Here is an 18,461-nt window from a genome sequence, read left to right on the forward strand (position 1 = left end):
CGCTTAGGCGTCAAGCTCCTTCGCCACTGCGCGCAGGATGCCCGCAACCTGTCGAGCCTCTTTGCGTTCAGGGTAGCGCCCAGCCGTCAACGCCGGTTGCACGTCGGACTCGATGAGCGTCATCACATCGGCAAGCATGCTTCCGAGTTCTTCTGGCTTCCTACGGTGCACGGGGCGACGCTTCGGCGTCTCCAAGATGGCGACGCGCAGCGCCTGCGGGCCCTTTCGGCCTGCGGCAAAGTCGAACTCGATGCGCTGTCCAGGCACAAGCTCATCCACACCATCCGGGAGCACCGACTTAGAAATAAATACGTCGTCGTCTCCAGGGTTGGATGCGAAGCCGAAGCCCTTGTCGGCGTCGAACCACTTCACCTTTCCAATTGGCATTAGTCTTCGTTCCTTCTCTGTTCTCTATGCAGACTCAGCAGTGGCTATCCATCATAGTCGTATCGCCCGTTCGAGCCCCAACACGAAAGAAAGTGCCACAAATCACACTCGCGCCAATTTTGCTCATGAACAGGCCAAACGGCCCTACCAGTCTCCCCGCGTCCGCGACACCGACCCCAAAAAGTGCCCGGAGCGTGACTAAATCGTTATAAAGCGTTAGGCTGTCCCGCAGCAAGAAAACGAGGCACGCTGAGTTCTGTTCGCCTCGCACAATTACACAAACAACAGAAGCGGAGGACCCAACCTTCGGAAACTCCCTCCCGGAGATTCCTTGGGGTGAAGTTGCTACTGCAACCGGGCACCTCAGCCCGAACCCGACAGCTTACTTCGCAAGCGACAACAAGAGAGGACATCGTATTTTCATGGGACGCCATTCCAAGCAGACCACTTCCCTGACCAAGAAGGCACTCGCCGGCGCAGCTGCAACCGCGGCGTTCGCTGGACTGATGGCCCCAGAAGCCACGGCAGCGCCTGACTCCGACTGGGACCGTCTCGCACAGTGCGAGTCCGGCGGCAACTGGGCAATCAACACCGGCAACGGCTACCACGGCGGCCTGCAGTTCTCCGCGTCCACCTGGCAGGCATTCGGTGGCGGCCAGTTCGCTCCAACCGCGAACCTGGCAACCCGTGAGCAGCAGATCATCGTTGCAGAGCGCACCCTGGCACAGCAGGGTTGGGGCGCATGGCCTGCATGCTCCGCTCGCCTTGGACTGAACTCCGCTGCGACAAATCGCGACGCACAGGCTGTCTCACCGGCACCTGCTCCTGCACGCGCTGCCGTTGCATCCCCGGACGCAGCCCAGCGCCAGGCAGAGAACCCAGTTGACGCCCTGTACCGTCAGCTCGGCAGCTCCCTGAGCAACTATGGTTTCGCAATTCCGGCGCACATCCAGCAGTCCTACGCTGCGAACCGCGCGAACTACGATGCGTTCTACAGCCAGAACGCTGCACTGATCAACGCTGTTCGCTCGGGCGATCTCGCCGCTATCGGCGCAGCACTGCTGAACCGCTAAGCACTCAATAGAACGTGCCCGCCACAGAAAGCTTGTGGCGGGCACGTTTGTTTTGCTTTATGAAAGGGGCATAGGGACTGGCCAGCCCACTCTTTCAGGGCTGGCCGAAAGGTTGAACACTTAGCGGTTGATTCGCGTCGTTGGGTGGACGTACCCGATTTCTTCCGCTGGGAGTGGGAGCACGAGCTCGTCCCCAAACGGGCTAGATGCACCGGTAAGCTGCGAGGACAGCTCGGTGACAGGCGAACCATTACCAGGGGTGTTGGTGGGCCACGCCGGGTTCGCGCGACCGATCTTCTCTACGTCTTTAGCCATGCGTACTATTCTTTCACGCCTGGACAAAAATCGCACGTACACTAGCCAACGCTATGACTACGTTCCAGGAAGTGCTCCGCACGATGCGCCCCGAACAACTCCGGGAGCTCATTTATCTCAGGCCAGACGCCTTTTACCCCACCCCGCCATCCTGGGGTTCGCTGGGGACGCGGCTGTCGCTGGCTGGGTCTGCAGCACGAGCGTTACGCCGTCTCAACGCTGCCGAGTTGCGGCTTCTGGAAGCGCTCGGGGACGTCGGCGCCGAGCTCTCTCCCGTCGACACCAACAGTGTCCCAGCAGCGCGTGTTCCCGGGGCCGCCGAGCGTCTCCGTGCGATGGCGCTCATCTATGGCCCGGACGCCGCCATACAGGTCGCACCAGGGGCACTTTCCGCGCTGCCGTCGGGCTGGCGCCTCGGGGACCAGGCCCCACCGAACCTCGACGGGCTGCTGGAAGGACTCAGCGCCCGCGAGCGCTCAGTGCTGGATACGCTAGCGGCGTCAGGTTCCGTCGGCACGACGAGGGCCGCCACGGCGGACGCGGATCCCACGACGCCAGTTGCAACACTCATTGCGAAAGGGCTGCTCATCCGCGTCGACGCCACAACGGTCCGCCTACCGCGCCCCGTCCGCGACGTCCTACGTGGCCTGCCACCGCGCGAGTTCCCCGAGCACGCCCCTGCCGTCAACGATCCAGATCAGCCGACGATCGACCGCAACGCGACTGGCGCGGGCCTCGACGCGGTGCGCAAGCTCCGCCAGCTGCTGCTCCTGTTACTTGAGTCCCCGGTCGCACTGAACAAGGACGGCTCCCTGGGAGTCCGCGCACATGCGGGGTTAACGCAGGCCCTCGGTTTCGACCCTGCGCTCCTCATTACCACGGGCGAATCCGCCGGCCTTCTCGGCCGCGGAAGCACCGACGAGGCCGACGTACTCGCGGCCACCCACGACGCTCTTTCCTGGTTGGACGCCACGCTCGCCGACCAGTGGGCTATCCTCCTCGCCGGCTGGCTCGCCTCGCCCTGGCGCACCGACAAGACGCCGGAGCACCGCCTCCTTTCGGAGCCCACCCACAACCCCGACGTCAGGCACGCCCGGAGGCGCATCGTCGAGTACGCGGGCCCCGACCAAGAGGCCCGATTACTGTTCCACGTACCGCTCATGGCAGCGAATTTCTCGCCCCAACTTATCGAAACCACCATCGCCGAAGCCGCATTCATCGGCGCGATTGGCGGCGTGGGGAGCTCGCCGTCGACACCGCTGCTGGCACTCCTCAACGACGGCGACGTCGTCGAGGCCACGAAGCAGCTCGTCCCCGCGGAGGTCTCGCAGCTCATCGCGCAGGGCGACATGACACTGCTCGCCCCGGGGCCGCTCGATGCGGCGACCGCCGCCGTCGTCGAAGATATCGCCGACCTTGAATCGCCGGGCCTTGCCAGCATGTGGCGCATCAGCGACGCCTCCCTGAAGCGCGCCCTCGACCGTGGGCACGACGCCGACTCACTGCACACATGGTTGAAACAGCACATCATGGGCGAGGTTCCGCAGGCCATCACCTTCCTTATCGATGATCTCTCCCGCACCCACGGCGCAATCCGCGCCGGCAGCGCGCTGAGCTACATCCGCTGCGCCGACCCTGCCCTCCTCGCCGTGGCGGCCGAGCACGCCGATCTACGGATCCTGGCGCCGACCGTCGCCTTCAGCCCGCTTCCGCTGCCACGCTTGCTCCACGAGTTGCAAGCCGCGGGCCTGCAGCCAACCGCCGAAGACGACCACGGCGCCTCCATCACGCTTGCGGAGGAACCAACACTGGTGCGAGCAACACCGTCCTCGCTTCCCCGAACCGCCTCTCTGAGCGAAGGGGACGTCGATAAGATTGTTGCGGCCCTCAACTCAGATACAAGCCAACCTTCCGGGGTCAGCGAAACGTCAACGACTGATATGCTTCGTGCAGCAGCCCGCGCCCGTCGCCGCGTCAAGGTTGAGTACGCGGACTCGCAGGGCGCGCAGCACACCCTAACGGTCATCCCGTTGACGGTGAGTGTCGGCGTCATTGATGCGCAGGACACGGCCACGCAGCGCGTGATCCGCATACCACTGCGGCGCGTCACCACTGTGACGCTGGTGTAGAAAGAAAGGTCCAACAATGACGTTTGGGGACGGCCCACTGATCGTGCAGTCCGATAAAACCGTACTGCTTGAAATCGCGCACCCGGACGCGGCGAAAGCTCGCGCAGCGCTTTCCCCATTCGCTGAACTCGAGCGCGCCCCCGAGCACGTCCATACCTACCGCATCACCCCACTTGCCCTGTGGAATGCCCGCGCCACCGGCTTCGACGCCGAGACCGCAATCGATGTCCTCGAGCGCTATTCCCGGTTCCCCGTCCCCCAGTCGCTCCTCATCGACATTGCGGAGACGATGGCGCGCTACGGGCGCGTCAGCCTACTCAACGATCCACAACGCGGGCTCATCCTCACCACGGAAGAGCCCCCAATCCTGGATGAGATTACGCGCAACAAGAACATCATCCCGTTTCTTGGCCAGCGCTTCGACGCGCACACGGTAGGCGTACACCCGTCCGCGCGCGGGCGCATCAAACAAGAACTGATCAAGACGGGCTGGCCGGTGGCGGACCACGCCGGATACGTCGACGGCGAATCCCACCCAATCGCGCTCGACTTTGACGGTTGGGAACTTCGCGACTACCAACAGTACGCCACCCAAGCATTCTGGGAGGGCGGCTCAGGCGTGGTGGTCCTGCCGTGCGGTGCGGGCAAAACCATCGTCGGCGCCGCCGCGATGGCGCAGGCAGAGACGACCACGCTCATCCTCGTAACCAACACGGTCGCTGGCCGGCAGTGGCGCGATGAGCTGCTGCGCCGCACCACGCTCACCCCGGAAGAAATCGGCGAGTACTCCGGCGAAAAGAAGGAGATACGCCCGGTCACCATCGCGACCTACCAGGTCGTCACCCGGAAGACAAAAGGCGAATACCGCGCCCTCGAGCTTTTCGACACCACCGACTGGGGCCTCATCATCTACGACGAAGTCCACCTCCTCCCCGCCCCCGTCTTCCGCATGGCAGCCGACCTCCAGTCCCGCCGCCGTCTCGGCCTGACCGCAACGCTCATCCGCGAGGACGGCCGCGAAGACGACGTCTTCTCCCTCATCGGCCCCAAGCGTTACGACGCCCCCTGGAAAGAACTCGAAATGGCAGGCTTCATCGCCACCGCCGAATGCATCGAGGTCCGCACCACGCTCACGGAAAAAGAGCGCCTCAGCTATGCGACGGCCTCCGCACGCGAGCGCTACCGCCTGGCCGCCACCGCATCAGCCAAACTCTCGACGGTCAAGGACATTCTCGCCCACCACGAGGGCGAACCGACGCTCATCATCGGGGCTTACGTGGACCACCTGCGCACCATTGCGCAGCAGATCGACGCCCCTCTCATCGACGGCCGCACCAGCACCAAAGCCCGCGAAGAAGCCTTCGAGCGCTTCCGCCAGGGCGAGCTCCGCACCCTCGTCGTATCGAAGGTGGCGAACTTCTCCATCGACCTACCCCAGGCAGCCGTGGGAATCCAGGTCTCAGGCACGTTCGGTTCCCGCCAAGAAGAGGCCCAGCGCCTCGGCCGACTCCTTCGACCCAAGCCCGATAGCAGCGAAGTTCTGTTCTACACCGTGGTCACCCGAGACACCCTCGACGCCGAGTATGCCATGCACCGCCAACGCTTCCTCGCCGAACAGGGCTACGCTTATCGCATCATGGATGCCTCAGACCTCAAACGCGGCCTATAGACTGTGGCCTATGACTGAACAACCATTCCGCTTCAACGTCGACGAAGAATACGCCAAAGAACACAACGAACTTATTCGAAATACCAAGAACCTCGTTACCTCAAGCATCGCTCTGTTCGTCGCCTGCCTCATCGCGGGCGTCATAGTCTGGTTCCTCGTCGACCCGACTTCCCCCTGGCGCCTACTCGGATCCCTCTCTCTTATCTTTTTCGGCACCATCATGCTGATCGTCGGTCTTGCTATTCCTCGAGCGGTTCCACGTACCCAAGCAATTTACGACGCCAACCCCCTCTCTCCCGCTGTCATCACCGATGACAAGGGCACCACAGTTACCCTCACCGCGTTAGTAAACACAGCCGTTGACCAGCAGTCCCCTGCCGAGTGGGCGCTCACCTCAACTGTGGTGCAACGGATCCCCGGCGTCACTCCTAAGGTTGGCGCTGCAGTTCCGTGCGTCGCTGTGGGAGGCCAGCGCACATCCCGCGACAAGGCACACTGGGCAACGATTACTCCGATGCCAATCGCGTGGGGCACCCCTTCAGAGGAAGTTATCAAACAAGCCACGGACTATATCCCCGACGATCAGTGGCGCGCCCTCAAGCAAGCTATCCGCGACGAGGATCTAGTCAAGCAGTCTAGAAACGAGCTCATAGCTCTTTAGGCCGACATCCTCGCCTCAGCGTACGCCCCAGGGAATGCTCAAGCCCTGGGGCGTATTGCTTGCACCATGCCTCAGCCATTGAGGCCAGGTAGCCTGAGAGGCCTAACACTTTGAACGGAGATTCCAAGATGAACGATGCTTTTCCCCTTCGCACCCCTCGCCTTATCCTCACTCCTCCCACGGACCAAGATATAGACGCCATTTTTAGGATCCACGCCGACGCCCGCACCTATCAACACCGTCCCGACCTCGCGATGAAAAACCGCAAAGAGGCAGAGGAGTTGGCAAGCACATGGCAAGAAAACTGGGATGAACAGGGTCTTGGCTACTACGTAGTGTCCACGCTTGACGGAACAACCATCGGGTTTACTGGAGTACGCCACAGTGAGGAAGCCGGTGAACAGGTACTCAACCTATATTACCGATTCGCCCCTGAATCTCAGGGCCAGGGATACGCAAAGGAGGCTGCATCTGCGGCGATTGCCAATGCACAGGAACGTTTCCCGCAGCTTCCAGTCATCGCTATCATCGACCCCACTAATGAGGCATCGATCGGTTTAGCATTGAGGCTCGGATTCCAGCACGTCCATGGTGCGGGTGTACCGAACGATTACGAGGTCTACCGCCTCTCCTGAATTCTGGGCTCAACGCGGCGGGGTTCTCGATACGAGCTTCTCTGTATACGCCCTGTTTGTTTGTTTGTTGTGGGTGCACAAAAAAGAGTGTGGTGGGTACCACCACCCCCCACAACGGGAACAGTGACACCCACCACACACAGGAAAATGAAGTTATAGGCCGGCGGTAACCTACTCTCCCACACCCTCCCAGGTGCAGTACCATCAGCGCGGGCGGGCTTAGCTAACCGGGTTCGGAAAGGGACCGGGCGTTTCCCCGCCGCCATCAACCACCGACACGACCAAAATCGTGCCAACACAATACTGTTGATAACAACGACAATATTCACATATCAGCACAGGCATGTCATGCCAGACACTGCACAGTGGACGCAAACACTTAACTCTTCTTCGCGGAAGAACACTCATTAATTTGACCATAAACAACACCAACATGTGTGTGCTTTGTTTTAGTCTCGGTGTAATTAGTACCAGTCACCTTACACACCTCACAGTGCTACCAGATCCGGCCTATCAACCCCATCATCTCTAGGGAACCTCAAACGAAACCTCATCTCAAAACAGGCTTCCCGCTTAGATGCTTTCAGCGGTTATCCCTCCCGTACGTAGCCAACCAGCCCTGCTCCTGGCGGAACAACTGGCACACCAGAGGTACGTCCGTCCCGGTCCTCTCGTACTAGGGACAGCCTTCTTCAAGTTTCAACGCGCGCGGCGGATAGAGACCGAACTGTCTCACGACGTTCTGAACCCAGCTCGCGTGCCGCTTTAATGGGCGAACAGCCCAACCCTTGGGACCTACTCCAGCCCCAGGATGCGACGAGCCGACATCGAGGTGCCAAACCATCCCGTCGATATGGACTCTTGGGGAAGATCAGCCTGTTATCCCCGGGGTACCTTTTATCCGTTGAGCGACACCACATCCACAAGTAGGTGCCGGATCACTAGTCCCGACTTTCGTCCCTGCTCGACTTGTAAGTCTCACAGTCAAGCTCCCTTGTGCACTTACACTCACCACCTGATTGCCAACCAGGCTGAGGGAACCTTTGGGCGCCTCCGTTACATTTTGGGAGGCAACCGCCCCAGTTAAACTACCCACCAGGCACTGTCCCCAACCCAGATCATGGGCCAAGGTTAGACATCCACTACGGTCAGAGTGGTATTTCAACAACGACTCCACAATCACTAGCGTGACCACTTCACAGTCTCCCACCTATCCTACACAAACCGCACCGAATACCAATACCAAGCTATAGTGAAGGTCCCGGGGTCTTTTCGTCCTGCCGCGCGAAACGAGCATCTTTACTCGTACTGCAATTTCACCGGGCCTGTGGTTGAGACAGCAGGGGAGTCGTTACGCCATTCGTGCAGGTCGGAACTTACCCGACAAGGAATTTCGCTACCTTAGGATGGTTATAGTTACCACCGCCGTTTACTGGGGCTTAAATTCTCCGCTTCGGACTTACGTCCTAACAGGTCCTCTTAACCTTCCAGCACCGGGCAGGCGTCAGTCCGTATACATCAACTTAACCGTCTTCGCACGGACCTGTGTTTTTGATAAACAGTCGCTCCCCTCTATTCTCTGCGACCCCCACCAGCAACACACCGAAAAAGGCATGCAACCAGCAAGGGCCCCCCTTCTCCCGAAGTTACGGGGGCAATTTGCCGAATTCCTTAACCACAGTTCACCCGACCGCTTTAGTATTCTCTACCTGACCACCTGTGTCGGTTTCGGGTACGGGCCATACACACACATCGCTAGAGGCTTTTCTCGACAGCAAAGGATCACCACCATCACCCAACAATTGGGCTACGCATCACGCCTCACACAAAATATCGACCGCATTTCACAAGTCGACGTGCCACACGCTTACACCAAGATATCCAACACTTGGCGCGGCTACCTGACTGCGTCACCCCATCACTGAACTACCACGGATCAGGCCCCACGCATCACCAACAACCACACACCCAAAAGGATGCGCATGTTGCCAGTTCAGGGTGGTTAGTATCACCGCTTCACTCTTTGTCGCATGCATACGGGTACGGGAATATCAACCCGTTGACCATCGACTACGCCTGTCGGCCTCGCCTTAGGACCCGACTCACCCTGGGAAGACGAACTTGACCCAGGAACCCTTAGTCATCCAGCGGATACGATTCTCACGTATCTCTCGTTACTCATGCCTGCATTCTCACTCGCACACAGTCCACCACCCCTTACAGTATGGCTTCACCCCATGCACGACGCTCCCCTACCCATAGTAAAAACTATGCCGCGGCTTCGGCGGTGTACTTGAGCCCCACTACATTGTCGGCGCAGAACCACTCGACCAGTGAGCTATTACGCACTCTTTCAAGGATGGCTGCTTCTAAGCCAACCTCCTGGCTGTCTTCGCGATCCCACATCCTTTTCCACTTAGTACACCCTTAGGGGCCTTAACCGGCGATCTGGGCTGTTTCCCTCTCGACTATGAAGCTTATCCCCCACAGTCTCACTGCTATAGAACACTTAACCGGCATTCGGAGTTTGGCTGATGTTGCTAAGATGATAGTCCCGCTCAACCAACCAGTAGCTCTACCTCCGGCAAACTACTATAACGCTGCACCTAAATGCATTTCGGGGAGAACCAGCTATCACGGAGTTTGATTGGCCTTTCACCCCTACCCACAACTCATCCCCTCAGTTTTCAACCTAAGTGGGTTCGCGCCTCCACAACCTCTTACAGCTGCTTCACACTGGCCATGGGTAGATCACCCCGCTTCGGGTCCAGGACATGCCACTAAACAACACCCAATTAGGATTCGCTTTCGCTACGACTACCCCACACGGGTTAACCTCGCGACATGCCGCTGACTCGCAGGCTCATTCTTCAAAAGGCACGCCATCACACACACGCGGTGCTCTGACGGATTGTAAGCGCACGGTTTCAGGAACTCTTTCACTCCCCTCCCGGGGTACTTTTCACCATTCCCTCACGGTACTATCCACTATCGGTCACACTTAGTATTTAGGCTTACCGGGTGGTCCCGGCAGATTCACAGCAGATTCCACGAGCCCACTGCTACTCGGGCAAACAATCACCACAACACGACACGCCTTCACGTACAGGGGCTCTCACCCTCTCCGGCACACCATCCCAGGTGACTTCCGCTAACACGCCGCATCATGAGGGTACATGGCAGCATACCCACAATCATCGCCCACAACACCACACGCGCAACCCCTGCCAGGTATCACACACGCATGGTTTAGCCTCATCCACGTTCGCTCGCCACTACTAGCAGAATCACAATTGTTTTCTTCTCCTACGGGTACTGAGATGTTTCACTTCCCCGCGTAACCCCCACACAGACTATACATTCATCTGCAGGTAACACTCCATAACAAGTGCCAGGTTTCCCCATTCGGACATCCTCGGATCAACGCTTTGTTGGCAACTCCCCGAGGCATAACGCAGCCTCACACGTCCTTCATCGGCTAAGCATGCCAAGGCATCCACCGTACGCCCTTGTAACAAAACAAAAACACACAACAAACAAACAACAAACAACCACCACACACAAACAGCATGACAATCACTTGTTGTTAGGCAAACTTACAATCAAAAAATTCTTCCACAAGAATAAAGATGCTCGCGTCCACTATACAGTTCTCACACAACACACCCCACACACCAACCACCAACCAAACCAGTCAGTGATCAACACGCGGAATCATTCAAGACAACACAACTGCTGCCTCAGACACCCAACAGTGCACCAACACACAATAATTAACACTTCTTTTTGACTACAAAAACCCGGCCACACTGCAACCACAACCACAACCACCACACGAATGCATGACAGTCCGTGACTGGTGTGTCTCCACCCGGAAACAACAAATTGGCAGCCACACCCACGGTGACTCAACCAACAAAAAAGCCCACAACTGTGAGCCAACAAAATAAAACTCCTTAGAAAGGAGGTGATCCAGCCGCACCTTCCGGTACGGCTACCTTGTTACGACTTCGTCCCAATCGCCGATCCCACCTTCGACAGCTCCCATGACAGGCCACTGGCTTCGGGTGTTACCAACTTTCATGACGTGACGGGCGGTGTGTACAAGGCCCGGGAACGTATTCACCGCAGCGTTGCTGATCTGCGATTACTAGCGACTCCGACTTCATGGGGTCGAGTTGCAGACCCCAATCCGAACTAAGGCCGGCTTTGTGCGATTAGCATCCCCTCACAAGGTAGCAAACGCGCTGTACCGACCATTGTAGCATGTGTGAAGCCCTGGACATAAGGGGCATGATGATTTGACGTCATCCCCACCTTCCTCCGAGTTAACCCCGGCAGTCTCTCATGAGTCCCCACCATTACGTGCTGGCAACATAAGACAAGGGTTGCGCTCGTTGCGGGACTTAACCCAACATCTCACGACACGAGCTGACGACAACCATGCACCACCTGTATAGCGACCACAAGGGAAACCACATCTCTGCGGCGATCCGCTACATGTCAAGCCCAGGTAAGGTTCTTCGCGTTGCATCGAATTAATCCACATGCTCCGCCGCTTGTGCGGGCCCCCGTCAATTCCTTTGAGTTTTAGCCTTGCGGCCGTACTCCCCAGGCGGGGCGCTTAATGCGTTAGCTACGGCACAAATCCCGTGGAAGGGACTCACACCTAGCGCCCACCGTTTACGGCATGGACTACCAGGGTATCTAATCCTGTTCGCTACCCATGCTTTCGCTCCTCAGCGTCAGTTACTGCCCAGAGACCTGCCTTCGCCATCGGTGTTCCTCCTGATATCTGCGCATTTCACCGCTACACCAGGAATTCCAGTCTCCCCTACAGCACTCAAGTTATGCCCGTATCGCCTGCAGTCCCACAGTTAAGCTGTGGACTTACACAAACGACGCGACAAACCACCTACGAGCTCTTTACGCCCAGTAATTCCGGACAACGCTCGCACCCTACGTATTACCGCGGCTGCTGGCACGTAGTTAGCCGGTGCTTCTTCTCCAGGTACCGTCACAAAAAAGCTTCGTCCCTAGCGAAAGGAGTTTACAACCCGAAGGCCTTCATCCCCCACGCGGCGTCGCTGCATCAGGCTTGCGCCCATTGTGCAATATTCCCCACTGCTGCCTCCCGTAGGAGTCTGGGCCGTATCTCAGTCCCAATGTGGCCGTACACCCTCTCAGGCCGGCTACCCGTCGACGCCTTGGTAGGCCATTACCCCACCAACAAGCTGATAGGCCGCGAGCTCATCCCATACCGCAAAAGCTTTCCACAACAATATCCAAAAAGTTGTCCTATCCGGTATTAGACCCAGTTTCCCAAGCTTATCCCGAAGTACAGGGCAGATCACCCACGTGTTACTCACCCGTTCGCCACTCGAGTACCAGTGCAAGCACTGGCCTTTCCGTTCGACTTGCATGTGTTAAGCACGCCGCCAGCGTTCATCCTGAGCCAGGATCAAACTCTCCACAAAAACTATTTCAGAAAGAAACAAGGCCGTGAAAAGCCCAAAACCTAACCAAAAACAAACCAACCACCAACAACAACCACAACAGTCATCGCCAGTGTCTGGCAAAATCCTAAAATTACAAAAACTGTAAAGTACAAACAAAACTGGTCCCAACCCGACGGGGTAAAACAGGACCAGTCACAACCACATCAACCAATACAGTCAACGCGACCATGCATCTGCACCACACCAGTGACACTCAATCATAGGTTCAAGCATCACCGCCGGCACACACCAAAACATGGCACACAGCACGCAACCAAAAGTCAATGCAATCAAAAAAATAAAAAGTACATTGGCACACTATCGAGTTCTCAAACAACAACCGCACACCCAACAACCAACCCCAACCAGAGCCAGCGTCAAGCAGCTGAAACAAAGTTACACACCCGTAAACACAAAGTCAAATCCAACCAAACCAGCCAGACCCGAAACCGCCCACAAGCAGCAACTTTATTCACTTTGATCATTCCCTCCAAGCGGCCAGGCCGCTCGTCGGCAACGAGGGATAACTTAACCACGAACCAACAAACAACACAAATCGCCTGCGTAACGAGCATTTTAGTGATATGTAGCGAGTGGCCCATCCGGGCCCTCAATTACATGCACGGGCGTGTTGAAGATTTGCGTGAGCAACTCGTCGTTCATGATTTCGCGCGGAGTCCCAAACGCGGCGATCTGACCATCCTTGGTGGCGCAGATGTAGTCGGCGTACTTCGCTGCGAAGTTGATGTCGTGCAGCACGATGATGATGGTCCGCCCGAAGTCCCTCGCGGCGGAGTACAGGTGCTTCATCATTTCCACCGAGTGTGCAATGTCGAGATTGTTTAGTGGTTCGTCGAGAAGAACATAGTCAGTTTCCTGGCAGAGCACCATCGCAACGTAAGCGCGCTGACGCTGCCCTCCTGAGAGCTGATCCAGGTAACGGTTTTCGAGTTCGTGGAGACCAAGGAAGTCGATGTACTTCGAGATGATCTGCTCGTCCTCGGGAGTGAGACGTCCATGGCTGTACGGGAAGCGCCCGAAGCCGACGAGCTGGCGCACCGTCAGGCGCGTCACAAAGTGGTTCTCCTGACGCAAGATCGAGATGATCTTTGCGAGATCTTTTGATTTAGCGCTGGTGACGTCCATACGGCCGATTTCGACGGTGCCGGAGTCGATAGCTAAGAGACGCCCAATCATCGTGAGGAGCGTCGACTTGCCCGCACCGTTCGGTCCAACGAGCGCGGTGATGCCACCAGCGGGAATCTCGATATTGACGGGTCCGATTTTGACGTCGTCGCCGTAGTCTTTGCGGACTTCTTTCAGCGTGATCATAAGCGTCCCTTCTTCAAGATGACTGCCAAAAAGGTGATGCCACCGACGAGCTCAATGATGATTGACACGACGCCCTGCGCATAAAACACGTGGTTCATGATGAAGTAGGCACCACTGAGTACGCAGAATCCCAGCAGTACTGCCATTGGGAAGATGTAACGGTGGTCGTAGGTATCGCAGAATTGGTACGCGAGCGTCGCTACGAGGAACCCCAGGAACGTCATCGGCCCGACGAGCGCGGTCGAGACCGCCATCAAGATGGAGACCAGCACCAATGTGAAGATCGAGTGGAATCGGTGGCTAACGCCGAGGTTCACGGTGACATCTCTGCCGAGTGCGAGGACGTTGAGGCGGCGTGAATTGAAGACCAGTAGTGCTGTGGCGCCGACCGCGAGTGGGATAGCGACCGGATAGTACTCAGGATCCGCGTTGTTGACGGAGCCGAACAGCCGCGCGGTGAGGACGTCGAACTCGCTTGGTGTGAGGAGGCGCTGCATGAACGTCGACACGCTGCCGAGTCCGCCACCGATCACGATGCCGACCAGCAGCATCGCGTGCATATTTGCGTGCTTTCCGGACAACAGCCACGCGTACAGCACAAGGCTCAGGCCAACCATGAGCACTAGCTGCAGCACGAACATCTGGAGCGTATATCCATTGTTCAGGCCAGCGGCACCGAGGAAGAACACGGTCGAGGTGTGAATCGACACGTAGAGGGCTTCAAAACCCATGATGGACGGCGTAATGATGCGGTTGTTCGTCACCGTTTGGAACGAAACGGTCGCCACCGCCTGGCACAGCGCCACAATCGCCATCGCGATAACCGAGTTCAAACGGCGCTTCGCAATCAGCCAGTATCCGGTGGTGCCGAAGTCCATGGGGTTGCCGTAGGCCAGCAAACCCGCGGTAAAGCAGACCGCGGCGATGATAAGGCACGCAAGAATTACCCAGTAGCGGGTTTTGCTCCTGCTGGATTGGAAGGCGCCGACGAAGCGGGCGTCGATAGGTTGTTTAGGCACGGCGACTCTGCCTCACGATCAAGAAGACGAAAACCACCGCTCCGATGATGCCCAAGATGACGGACACCGGGATCTCGAACGGGGCGATGATCGTGCGGGCCAGCAAGTCGCACACGGTGACGATGCCGACGCCAAGGAGGCAGACCCACGGAAGGTTGGAGCGGAGGTCGTCGCCACGCATCATGGAAACAATGTTGGGAACAATGAGCCCAAGAAAAGGAAGATTGCCGACGACCACCGTCACGACGCCCGCTGCGACCGCAACGAGGCTCGTTCCGACCAAGATGATGCGGCCGTAGTTAAGGCCAATGTTCGTGGCGACGTCCTCCCCCAGGCCGGCGGCCGTAAGGCGGTCGGCGTAGAAGAACACGGCAATCACGACCGCGACGACGATCCAGAGTACCTCGTACTGCCCGGAAATCACTGAGGTAAACGAGCCAGCGAACCAAATCCCGAGCGACTGAAGCAGGTCAGTTTGAAGCGCCCAAAACGTGGAGAATGCGCTGACAACGGCGCCGAGCATGATGCCGACGATCGGGACGATCAGGCTCGAGCGCAGCGTCACCCTCCGAAGGAACGCAAAGAAGACCATCGTCCCGATGAATGCGAAGGTGACGGAAATGATCATGCGCTGCAGGATCGTGCCGTCGGGTAAGAATACGTACGATGCCAGCAGGCCCAGGCCAGCCCACTCGGTGGTACCCGTCGTGGTGGGCTCGACGAAGCGGTTCTGGGTGAGCATCTGCATGGTGAGGCCGCTCATCGCCATCGCAGCGCCAGCAAGCACCAGCGCGATAGTGCGCGGAACGCGAGTGGTTTTGAACATGTCCCAGCCGTCGCTTGATCGAAAAACGTCGTACTGGCCAACCAATAAGGACAAGGCCAGCAGCACGATCACAATGACGAGACCCACCCCAAGCTTCCAATTAAGAAGTTTGGGGTGGGTGCGCGTACCCGGTTGCGCCATTACTTGGCGGCCTCCAGCTGGTCAGCAATGCCGTTCAGGATTTCGGTGTAGGTCAGGATGGACTCGTTGATGTAGGTGTCCTGCGGAGCCACATAGATGTGGTTCTCCTTGACTGCGGTGACATTCTGCAGTGCGGCAGAGTCGCTCAGCACGCTCAGAGCAGCCGGGGACTCCCCTTCCTTCTTAATGGCCGCGTCGCGGTCAAGGGCGAAGATCCAATCTGGGTTGGAGTCGGCGATAGCCTCAACAGAAATATCGTCACCCTTGTGGTCGCTCGAGGCGTTTTCTACCTTCAGCGCCGGAGTGAAACCGATGAGGTCAAAGAGGGGGCCAAAGGTGCGGCCGATGCCCGGCGCAACATATCCGATTTCCCCACCAGAAACGTTGACAGCCATCACGGTCTGCGCTGGGTCGTATGCGTCGCGAGCACGCTGTACCGCCTTGGTGAAGTCTTCGACGGTTTTCTCCGCTTCGGCCTGCTTACCGAAGATTTCGCCGAGCTCGAGGGTCTGACGGATCAACTCACGGTCGAAGGGTTCATCGTCACGTGGTTCGAAGTCGACGAGTACTGCGTTTGGAACAAGTTTCTGAATCTCGTCGTCGTACTTTTCAAAACGCTGGCCCGAGATGATTACGTCCGGGTCAGCTGCAACGATGATCTCCAGATTCGGCTCCTTGTGATTGCCGATGTCCGCAATATCGTCATTGTCTCGCAGGCCCGGAACATCTTTCGAAACCAACTTCTTTGGCGCCGCAACCGGCTTCACACCCCAGGAGTCCAGGAGCTCGAAGGTGCGGTTGTCGAGCGCAACGACGCGCTTCGGCGGAGTCGGCACAGTCTTTTCGCCATAGTTGTCGGTCACGGTCACGGTGCCGTTTTCCGCGGCAGTCGTCGTAGCGGAGGCGCTAGCCTGGGTCTCCGAAGTGGACGCGTTGTTCGACTCTGCTTCAGAGCAGGCGGTCAGCGTCATCGCTGCGGCGGCTGCAACAGCCACGATGGTCTTACGTGAAAAACGAATCATGTTGAAAAGTATCCTTGCTACTCATATCCAAGGGTAGGGTTACCTCACTCAGCCTAAATCACCCATGAGAGTTAGGCAAGGCTTAGAGAAGAAAGTAATTATCGACGTCCCCCTCCCCTTACCCCCGTGTCATGCATCTACGCAGCTTAGATCGCATCGAATCAGCCATTGACCGCAGGCCCATCTGGCGCAAGCACCCCTTAGCTGTGACAGAATACTCAGAGCACTGGATCTCACCGCGTCAGTACGACAGGAGGACCTCAAATGTCCACAATCGCAGTCTTGGCATTCTTTCTCGCCTACATCGTTGCCCCTAGCAGTCCCATCGTATGGATCCTGCTTGCGGTCGCGGTTGTCGCCCTCACCTGGGACACAGTCGCGCTCGTGCGAAAGGATGCTTCCCGATGAACTCACCACTCAACAACTCAGCCATCTACATCCTCGGTACTGCCCTTGCATATCTGGCGACCGGCTGGGCCTGGACGATTGCCATAGGCGCTGCCGCAGCTCTTTCAGCATTCTCCCGCCACCTGTACACAGACAAGGCGTAACGTCACTGAGGGGAACGGAAGAGATTCTACCGATCGTCAATAAACGTGAGATCCCCTCCAAGCCAAAAGCCGCCACTCACAGTGACGGCTACAACTAGCTATGTGCTTTACTCTTCGGTGAACGAGTCCCACGGAGCACCAACCATATCGGCAAGTTCAATATCCGCTTCATCTTCCGAAACCAGCTTCATATTCTAGGGCCAATACTCACCACGTATTCGAGCAAATCTTCACCCGTGTTCAACTGGCTCGCTCATCACGCTTTACCTTTCACTTGGGGCTCTGGCCTCTAGATGTCTTTGACGCTGCCTTCGCCGTCAATGAACTCCAGCGGCGACGCTGGGAGGATCTCGCGACCGACCACCTCGGTGACAACGTCCGCAACAAGCTCCCGGGAGGTCGTCATGCTGCTGGCACGCTCTGCATCATTGTCCAGCACAGTAATGCCCCCAGCAGGCTCTTCGGTGAGCGCCGCTGGGCCGAGGATGAGGTAGTTGAGGTCCGTCGAATTCAGCTTCTTATCGACGGCCTTCTTCGACTCGACATACGCATACCACGACTCATCCGACGGGTCAGTCGTGTTCTCAGTGGCGCCGACATAGGAGATCATCACGTAAGCCGGTGCTCGCTTCCCCTCCGCAGCCAGTTTCTCTAGCCCAGCGATGGAGGCCAGGGCGGCGTCGCGGTCGACTGCCCACGTCACTTCGGCACCAGCGCGTCCACCGTTGCCGGCGCCCCACACGGCGACGTCATACTGGGCAAGGAGCTCAGCCCAGTCCTCAACGGAGATCTCGGTTAGGTCCCGCAAGACAGGGGTAGCTCCGAGCGCTTCAATATCGGCAGCCTGGTCGGGGTTGCGTATGAGGGAATGGACAGTATGGCCAGCGGCGACGAGCTTTGGCGCTGCCAACAGCCCCACCTTGCCATGGCCACCGATGTACAGAACGTTCTTGCGTGCAGTCGTCGTTTCAGTCATGGGCGCCACTGTACGCGTCATCTGCTTTCTCTAACGGTTGGCCGAAATTTGGGTCATACCCAGACCCTCAACTTGTAGTTACTCTCCTTCACAATCGCCCACAATCGAAAACCAAGTCCATGCAACGTATCCGACATATGCGAGCGGAAGAACCAGCGGTAAGAAAATGCCAGCAACCGCGCACATCGTAAGTGCGCCGATGGCCACCCGTGCGAATGACGGTTCAG

The 18,461-nt window shown here is 57.8% G+C and carries 14 protein-coding genes, 3 rRNA genes and 1 riboswitch; of the genes, 7 read left to right on the forward strand and 10 right to left on the reverse strand.

Annotated elements, in window-relative coordinates:
* Positions 1-3: 3 nt before the first annotated feature.
* Entirely contained in the window at positions 4-387 is a 384-nt protein-coding gene (locus BJP05_RS07420; protein ID WP_070362863.1) for a cold-shock protein, read from the reverse strand.
* Between the two features lie 237 nt (positions 388-624).
* Positions 625-800, forward strand: a riboswitch (cyclic di-AMP (ydaO/yuaA leader).
* A gap of 9 nt (positions 801-809) precedes the next feature.
* On the opposite strand from BJP05_RS07420, the gene BJP05_RS07430 reads away from it, so the two are divergent.
* Positions 810-1,460 (forward strand): resuscitation-promoting factor Rpf1 domain-containing protein, encoded by a 651-nt coding sequence (locus BJP05_RS07430; RefSeq protein ID WP_070362865.1) that lies wholly within the window; start codon positions 810-812, stop codon positions 1,458-1,460.
* Positions 1,461-1,580: 120 nt separating this feature from the next.
* Here the strand turns inward: BJP05_RS07430 and BJP05_RS07435 are convergent, their stop codons facing one another.
* Positions 1,581-1,775 (reverse strand): hypothetical protein, encoded by a 195-nt coding sequence (locus BJP05_RS07435; RefSeq protein WP_070362866.1) that lies wholly within the window; start codon positions 1,773-1,775, stop codon positions 1,581-1,583.
* Positions 1,776-1,828: 53 nt separating this feature from the next.
* Here BJP05_RS07435 and BJP05_RS07440 point away from each other — a divergent pair, with 53 nt between their 5' ends.
* From BJP05_RS07440 to BJP05_RS07455, 4 genes are all read left to right on the forward strand, one after another.
* Positions 1,829-3,904, forward strand: coding sequence for a helicase-associated domain-containing protein (locus BJP05_RS07440; protein ID WP_070362867.1), 2,076 nt, complete (start codon positions 1,829-1,831; stop codon positions 3,902-3,904).
* Positions 3,905-3,920: 16 nt separating this feature from the next.
* The gene (locus tag BJP05_RS07445; protein ID WP_070362868.1) at positions 3,921-5,573 is read left to right on the forward strand and encodes a DNA repair helicase XPB; all 1,653 of its coding nucleotides are present in this window, start codon (positions 3,921-3,923) and stop codon (positions 5,571-5,573) included.
* Positions 5,574-5,583: 10 nt separating this feature from the next.
* On the forward strand, positions 5,584-6,234 hold the full coding sequence (locus BJP05_RS07450) for a DUF3239 domain-containing protein (protein WP_070362869.1): 651 nt from the start codon (positions 5,584-5,586) through the stop codon (positions 6,232-6,234).
* Positions 6,235-6,362: 128 nt separating this feature from the next.
* A complete protein-coding gene (locus BJP05_RS07455) occupies positions 6,363-6,869 on the forward strand; it encodes a GNAT family N-acetyltransferase (protein ID WP_070362870.1) in 507 nt (168 codons plus the stop codon).
* A gap of 158 nt (positions 6,870-7,027) precedes the next feature.
* Here BJP05_RS07455 and rrf read toward each other — a convergent pair.
* The 7 genes from rrf to BJP05_RS07490 form a co-directional block, all read right to left on the reverse strand.
* A 5S ribosomal RNA gene (gene rrf / locus BJP05_RS07460) occupies positions 7,028-7,146 on the reverse strand.
* 165 nt (positions 7,147-7,311) lie between these two features.
* Positions 7,312-10,392, reverse strand: a 23S ribosomal RNA gene (locus BJP05_RS07465).
* Positions 10,393-10,829: 437 nt separating this feature from the next.
* Positions 10,830-12,346, reverse strand: a 16S ribosomal RNA gene (locus BJP05_RS07470).
* Together the 16S, 23S and 5S rRNA genes form the textbook arrangement of a ribosomal RNA operon.
* A gap of 597 nt (positions 12,347-12,943) precedes the next feature.
* Positions 12,944-13,699, reverse strand: a complete 756-nt coding sequence (locus tag BJP05_RS07475) for an ABC transporter ATP-binding protein (protein WP_070362871.1) — start codon at positions 13,697-13,699, stop codon at positions 12,944-12,946.
* The gene (locus BJP05_RS07480) at positions 13,696-14,718 is read right to left on the reverse strand and encodes an iron chelate uptake ABC transporter family permease subunit (RefSeq protein WP_070362872.1); all 1,023 of its coding nucleotides are present in this window, start codon (positions 14,716-14,718) and stop codon (positions 13,696-13,698) included. The genes BJP05_RS07475 and BJP05_RS07480 overlap by 4 nt, the downstream gene beginning before the upstream one ends.
* Positions 14,711-15,685 carry an ABC transporter permease gene (locus BJP05_RS07485; protein WP_070362873.1) on the reverse strand — a complete coding sequence of 325 codons (975 nt, stop codon included), beginning with the start codon at positions 15,683-15,685 and terminating at the stop codon, positions 14,711-14,713. The genes BJP05_RS07480 and BJP05_RS07485 overlap by 8 nt, the downstream gene beginning before the upstream one ends.
* Positions 15,685-16,707 (reverse strand): siderophore ABC transporter substrate-binding protein, encoded by a 1,023-nt coding sequence (locus tag BJP05_RS07490; protein WP_070362874.1) that lies wholly within the window; start codon positions 16,705-16,707, stop codon positions 15,685-15,687. The genes BJP05_RS07485 and BJP05_RS07490 overlap by 1 nt, the downstream gene beginning before the upstream one ends.
* A 264-nt stretch (positions 16,708-16,971) precedes the next feature.
* On the opposite strand from BJP05_RS07490, the gene BJP05_RS11310 reads away from it, so the two are divergent.
* Together BJP05_RS11310 and BJP05_RS11315 are read left to right on the forward strand one after the other, a co-directional pair.
* Entirely contained in the window at positions 16,972-17,115 is a 144-nt protein-coding gene (locus BJP05_RS11310) for a hypothetical protein (protein WP_168156195.1), read from the forward strand.
* A complete protein-coding gene (locus BJP05_RS11315; protein ID WP_168156196.1) occupies positions 17,112-17,258 on the forward strand; it encodes a hypothetical protein in 147 nt (48 codons plus the stop codon). Before BJP05_RS11310 ends, BJP05_RS11315 begins: the two co-directional genes overlap by 4 nt.
* A gap of 289 nt (positions 17,259-17,547) precedes the next feature.
* Here the strand turns inward: BJP05_RS11315 and BJP05_RS07495 are convergent, their stop codons facing one another.
* Positions 17,548-18,234 (reverse strand): NAD(P)H-binding protein, encoded by a 687-nt coding sequence (locus BJP05_RS07495; RefSeq protein ID WP_070362875.1) that lies wholly within the window; start codon positions 18,232-18,234, stop codon positions 17,548-17,550.
* Positions 18,235-18,461: the final 227 nt, after the last annotated feature.

This window comes from Corynebacterium sp. NML98-0116 (assembly GCF_001767255.1).
GTDB classification, from domain to species: domain Bacteria; phylum Actinomycetota; class Actinomycetes; order Mycobacteriales; family Mycobacteriaceae; genus Corynebacterium; species Corynebacterium pseudogenitalium.

Coding starts and splice junctions, on each gene's coding strand:
- BJP05_RS07420 (WP_070362863.1), bottom strand. CDS start 387: ATGCCAATTGGAAAGGTGAAGTGGTTCGACGCCGACAAGGGCTTCGGC.
- BJP05_RS07430 (WP_070362865.1), top strand. CDS start 810: ATGGGACGCCATTCCAAGCAGACCACTTCCCTGACCAAGAAGGCACTC.
- BJP05_RS07435 (WP_070362866.1), bottom strand. CDS start 1,775: ATGGCTAAAGACGTAGAGAAGATCGGTCGCGCGAACCCGGCGTGGCCC.
- BJP05_RS07440 (WP_070362867.1), top strand. CDS start 1,829: ATGACTACGTTCCAGGAAGTGCTCCGCACGATGCGCCCCGAACAACTC.
- BJP05_RS07445 (WP_070362868.1), top strand. CDS start 3,921: ATGACGTTTGGGGACGGCCCACTGATCGTGCAGTCCGATAAAACCGTA.
- BJP05_RS07450 (WP_070362869.1), top strand. CDS start 5,584: ATGACTGAACAACCATTCCGCTTCAACGTCGACGAAGAATACGCCAAA.
- BJP05_RS07455 (WP_070362870.1), top strand. CDS start 6,363: ATGAACGATGCTTTTCCCCTTCGCACCCCTCGCCTTATCCTCACTCCT.
- BJP05_RS07475 (WP_070362871.1), bottom strand. CDS start 13,699: ATGATCACGCTGAAAGAAGTCCGCAAAGACTACGGCGACGACGTCAAA.
- BJP05_RS07485 (WP_070362873.1), bottom strand. CDS start 15,685: ATGGCGCAACCGGGTACGCGCACCCACCCCAAACTTCTTAATTGGAAG.
- BJP05_RS07490 (WP_070362874.1), bottom strand. CDS start 16,707: ATGATTCGTTTTTCACGTAAGACCATCGTGGCTGTTGCAGCCGCCGCA.
- BJP05_RS11310 (WP_168156195.1), top strand. CDS start 16,972: ATGTCCACAATCGCAGTCTTGGCATTCTTTCTCGCCTACATCGTTGCC.
- BJP05_RS11315 (WP_168156196.1), top strand. CDS start 17,112: ATGAACTCACCACTCAACAACTCAGCCATCTACATCCTCGGTACTGCC.
- BJP05_RS07495 (WP_070362875.1), bottom strand. CDS start 18,234: ATGACTGAAACGACGACTGCACGCAAGAACGTTCTGTACATCGGTGGC.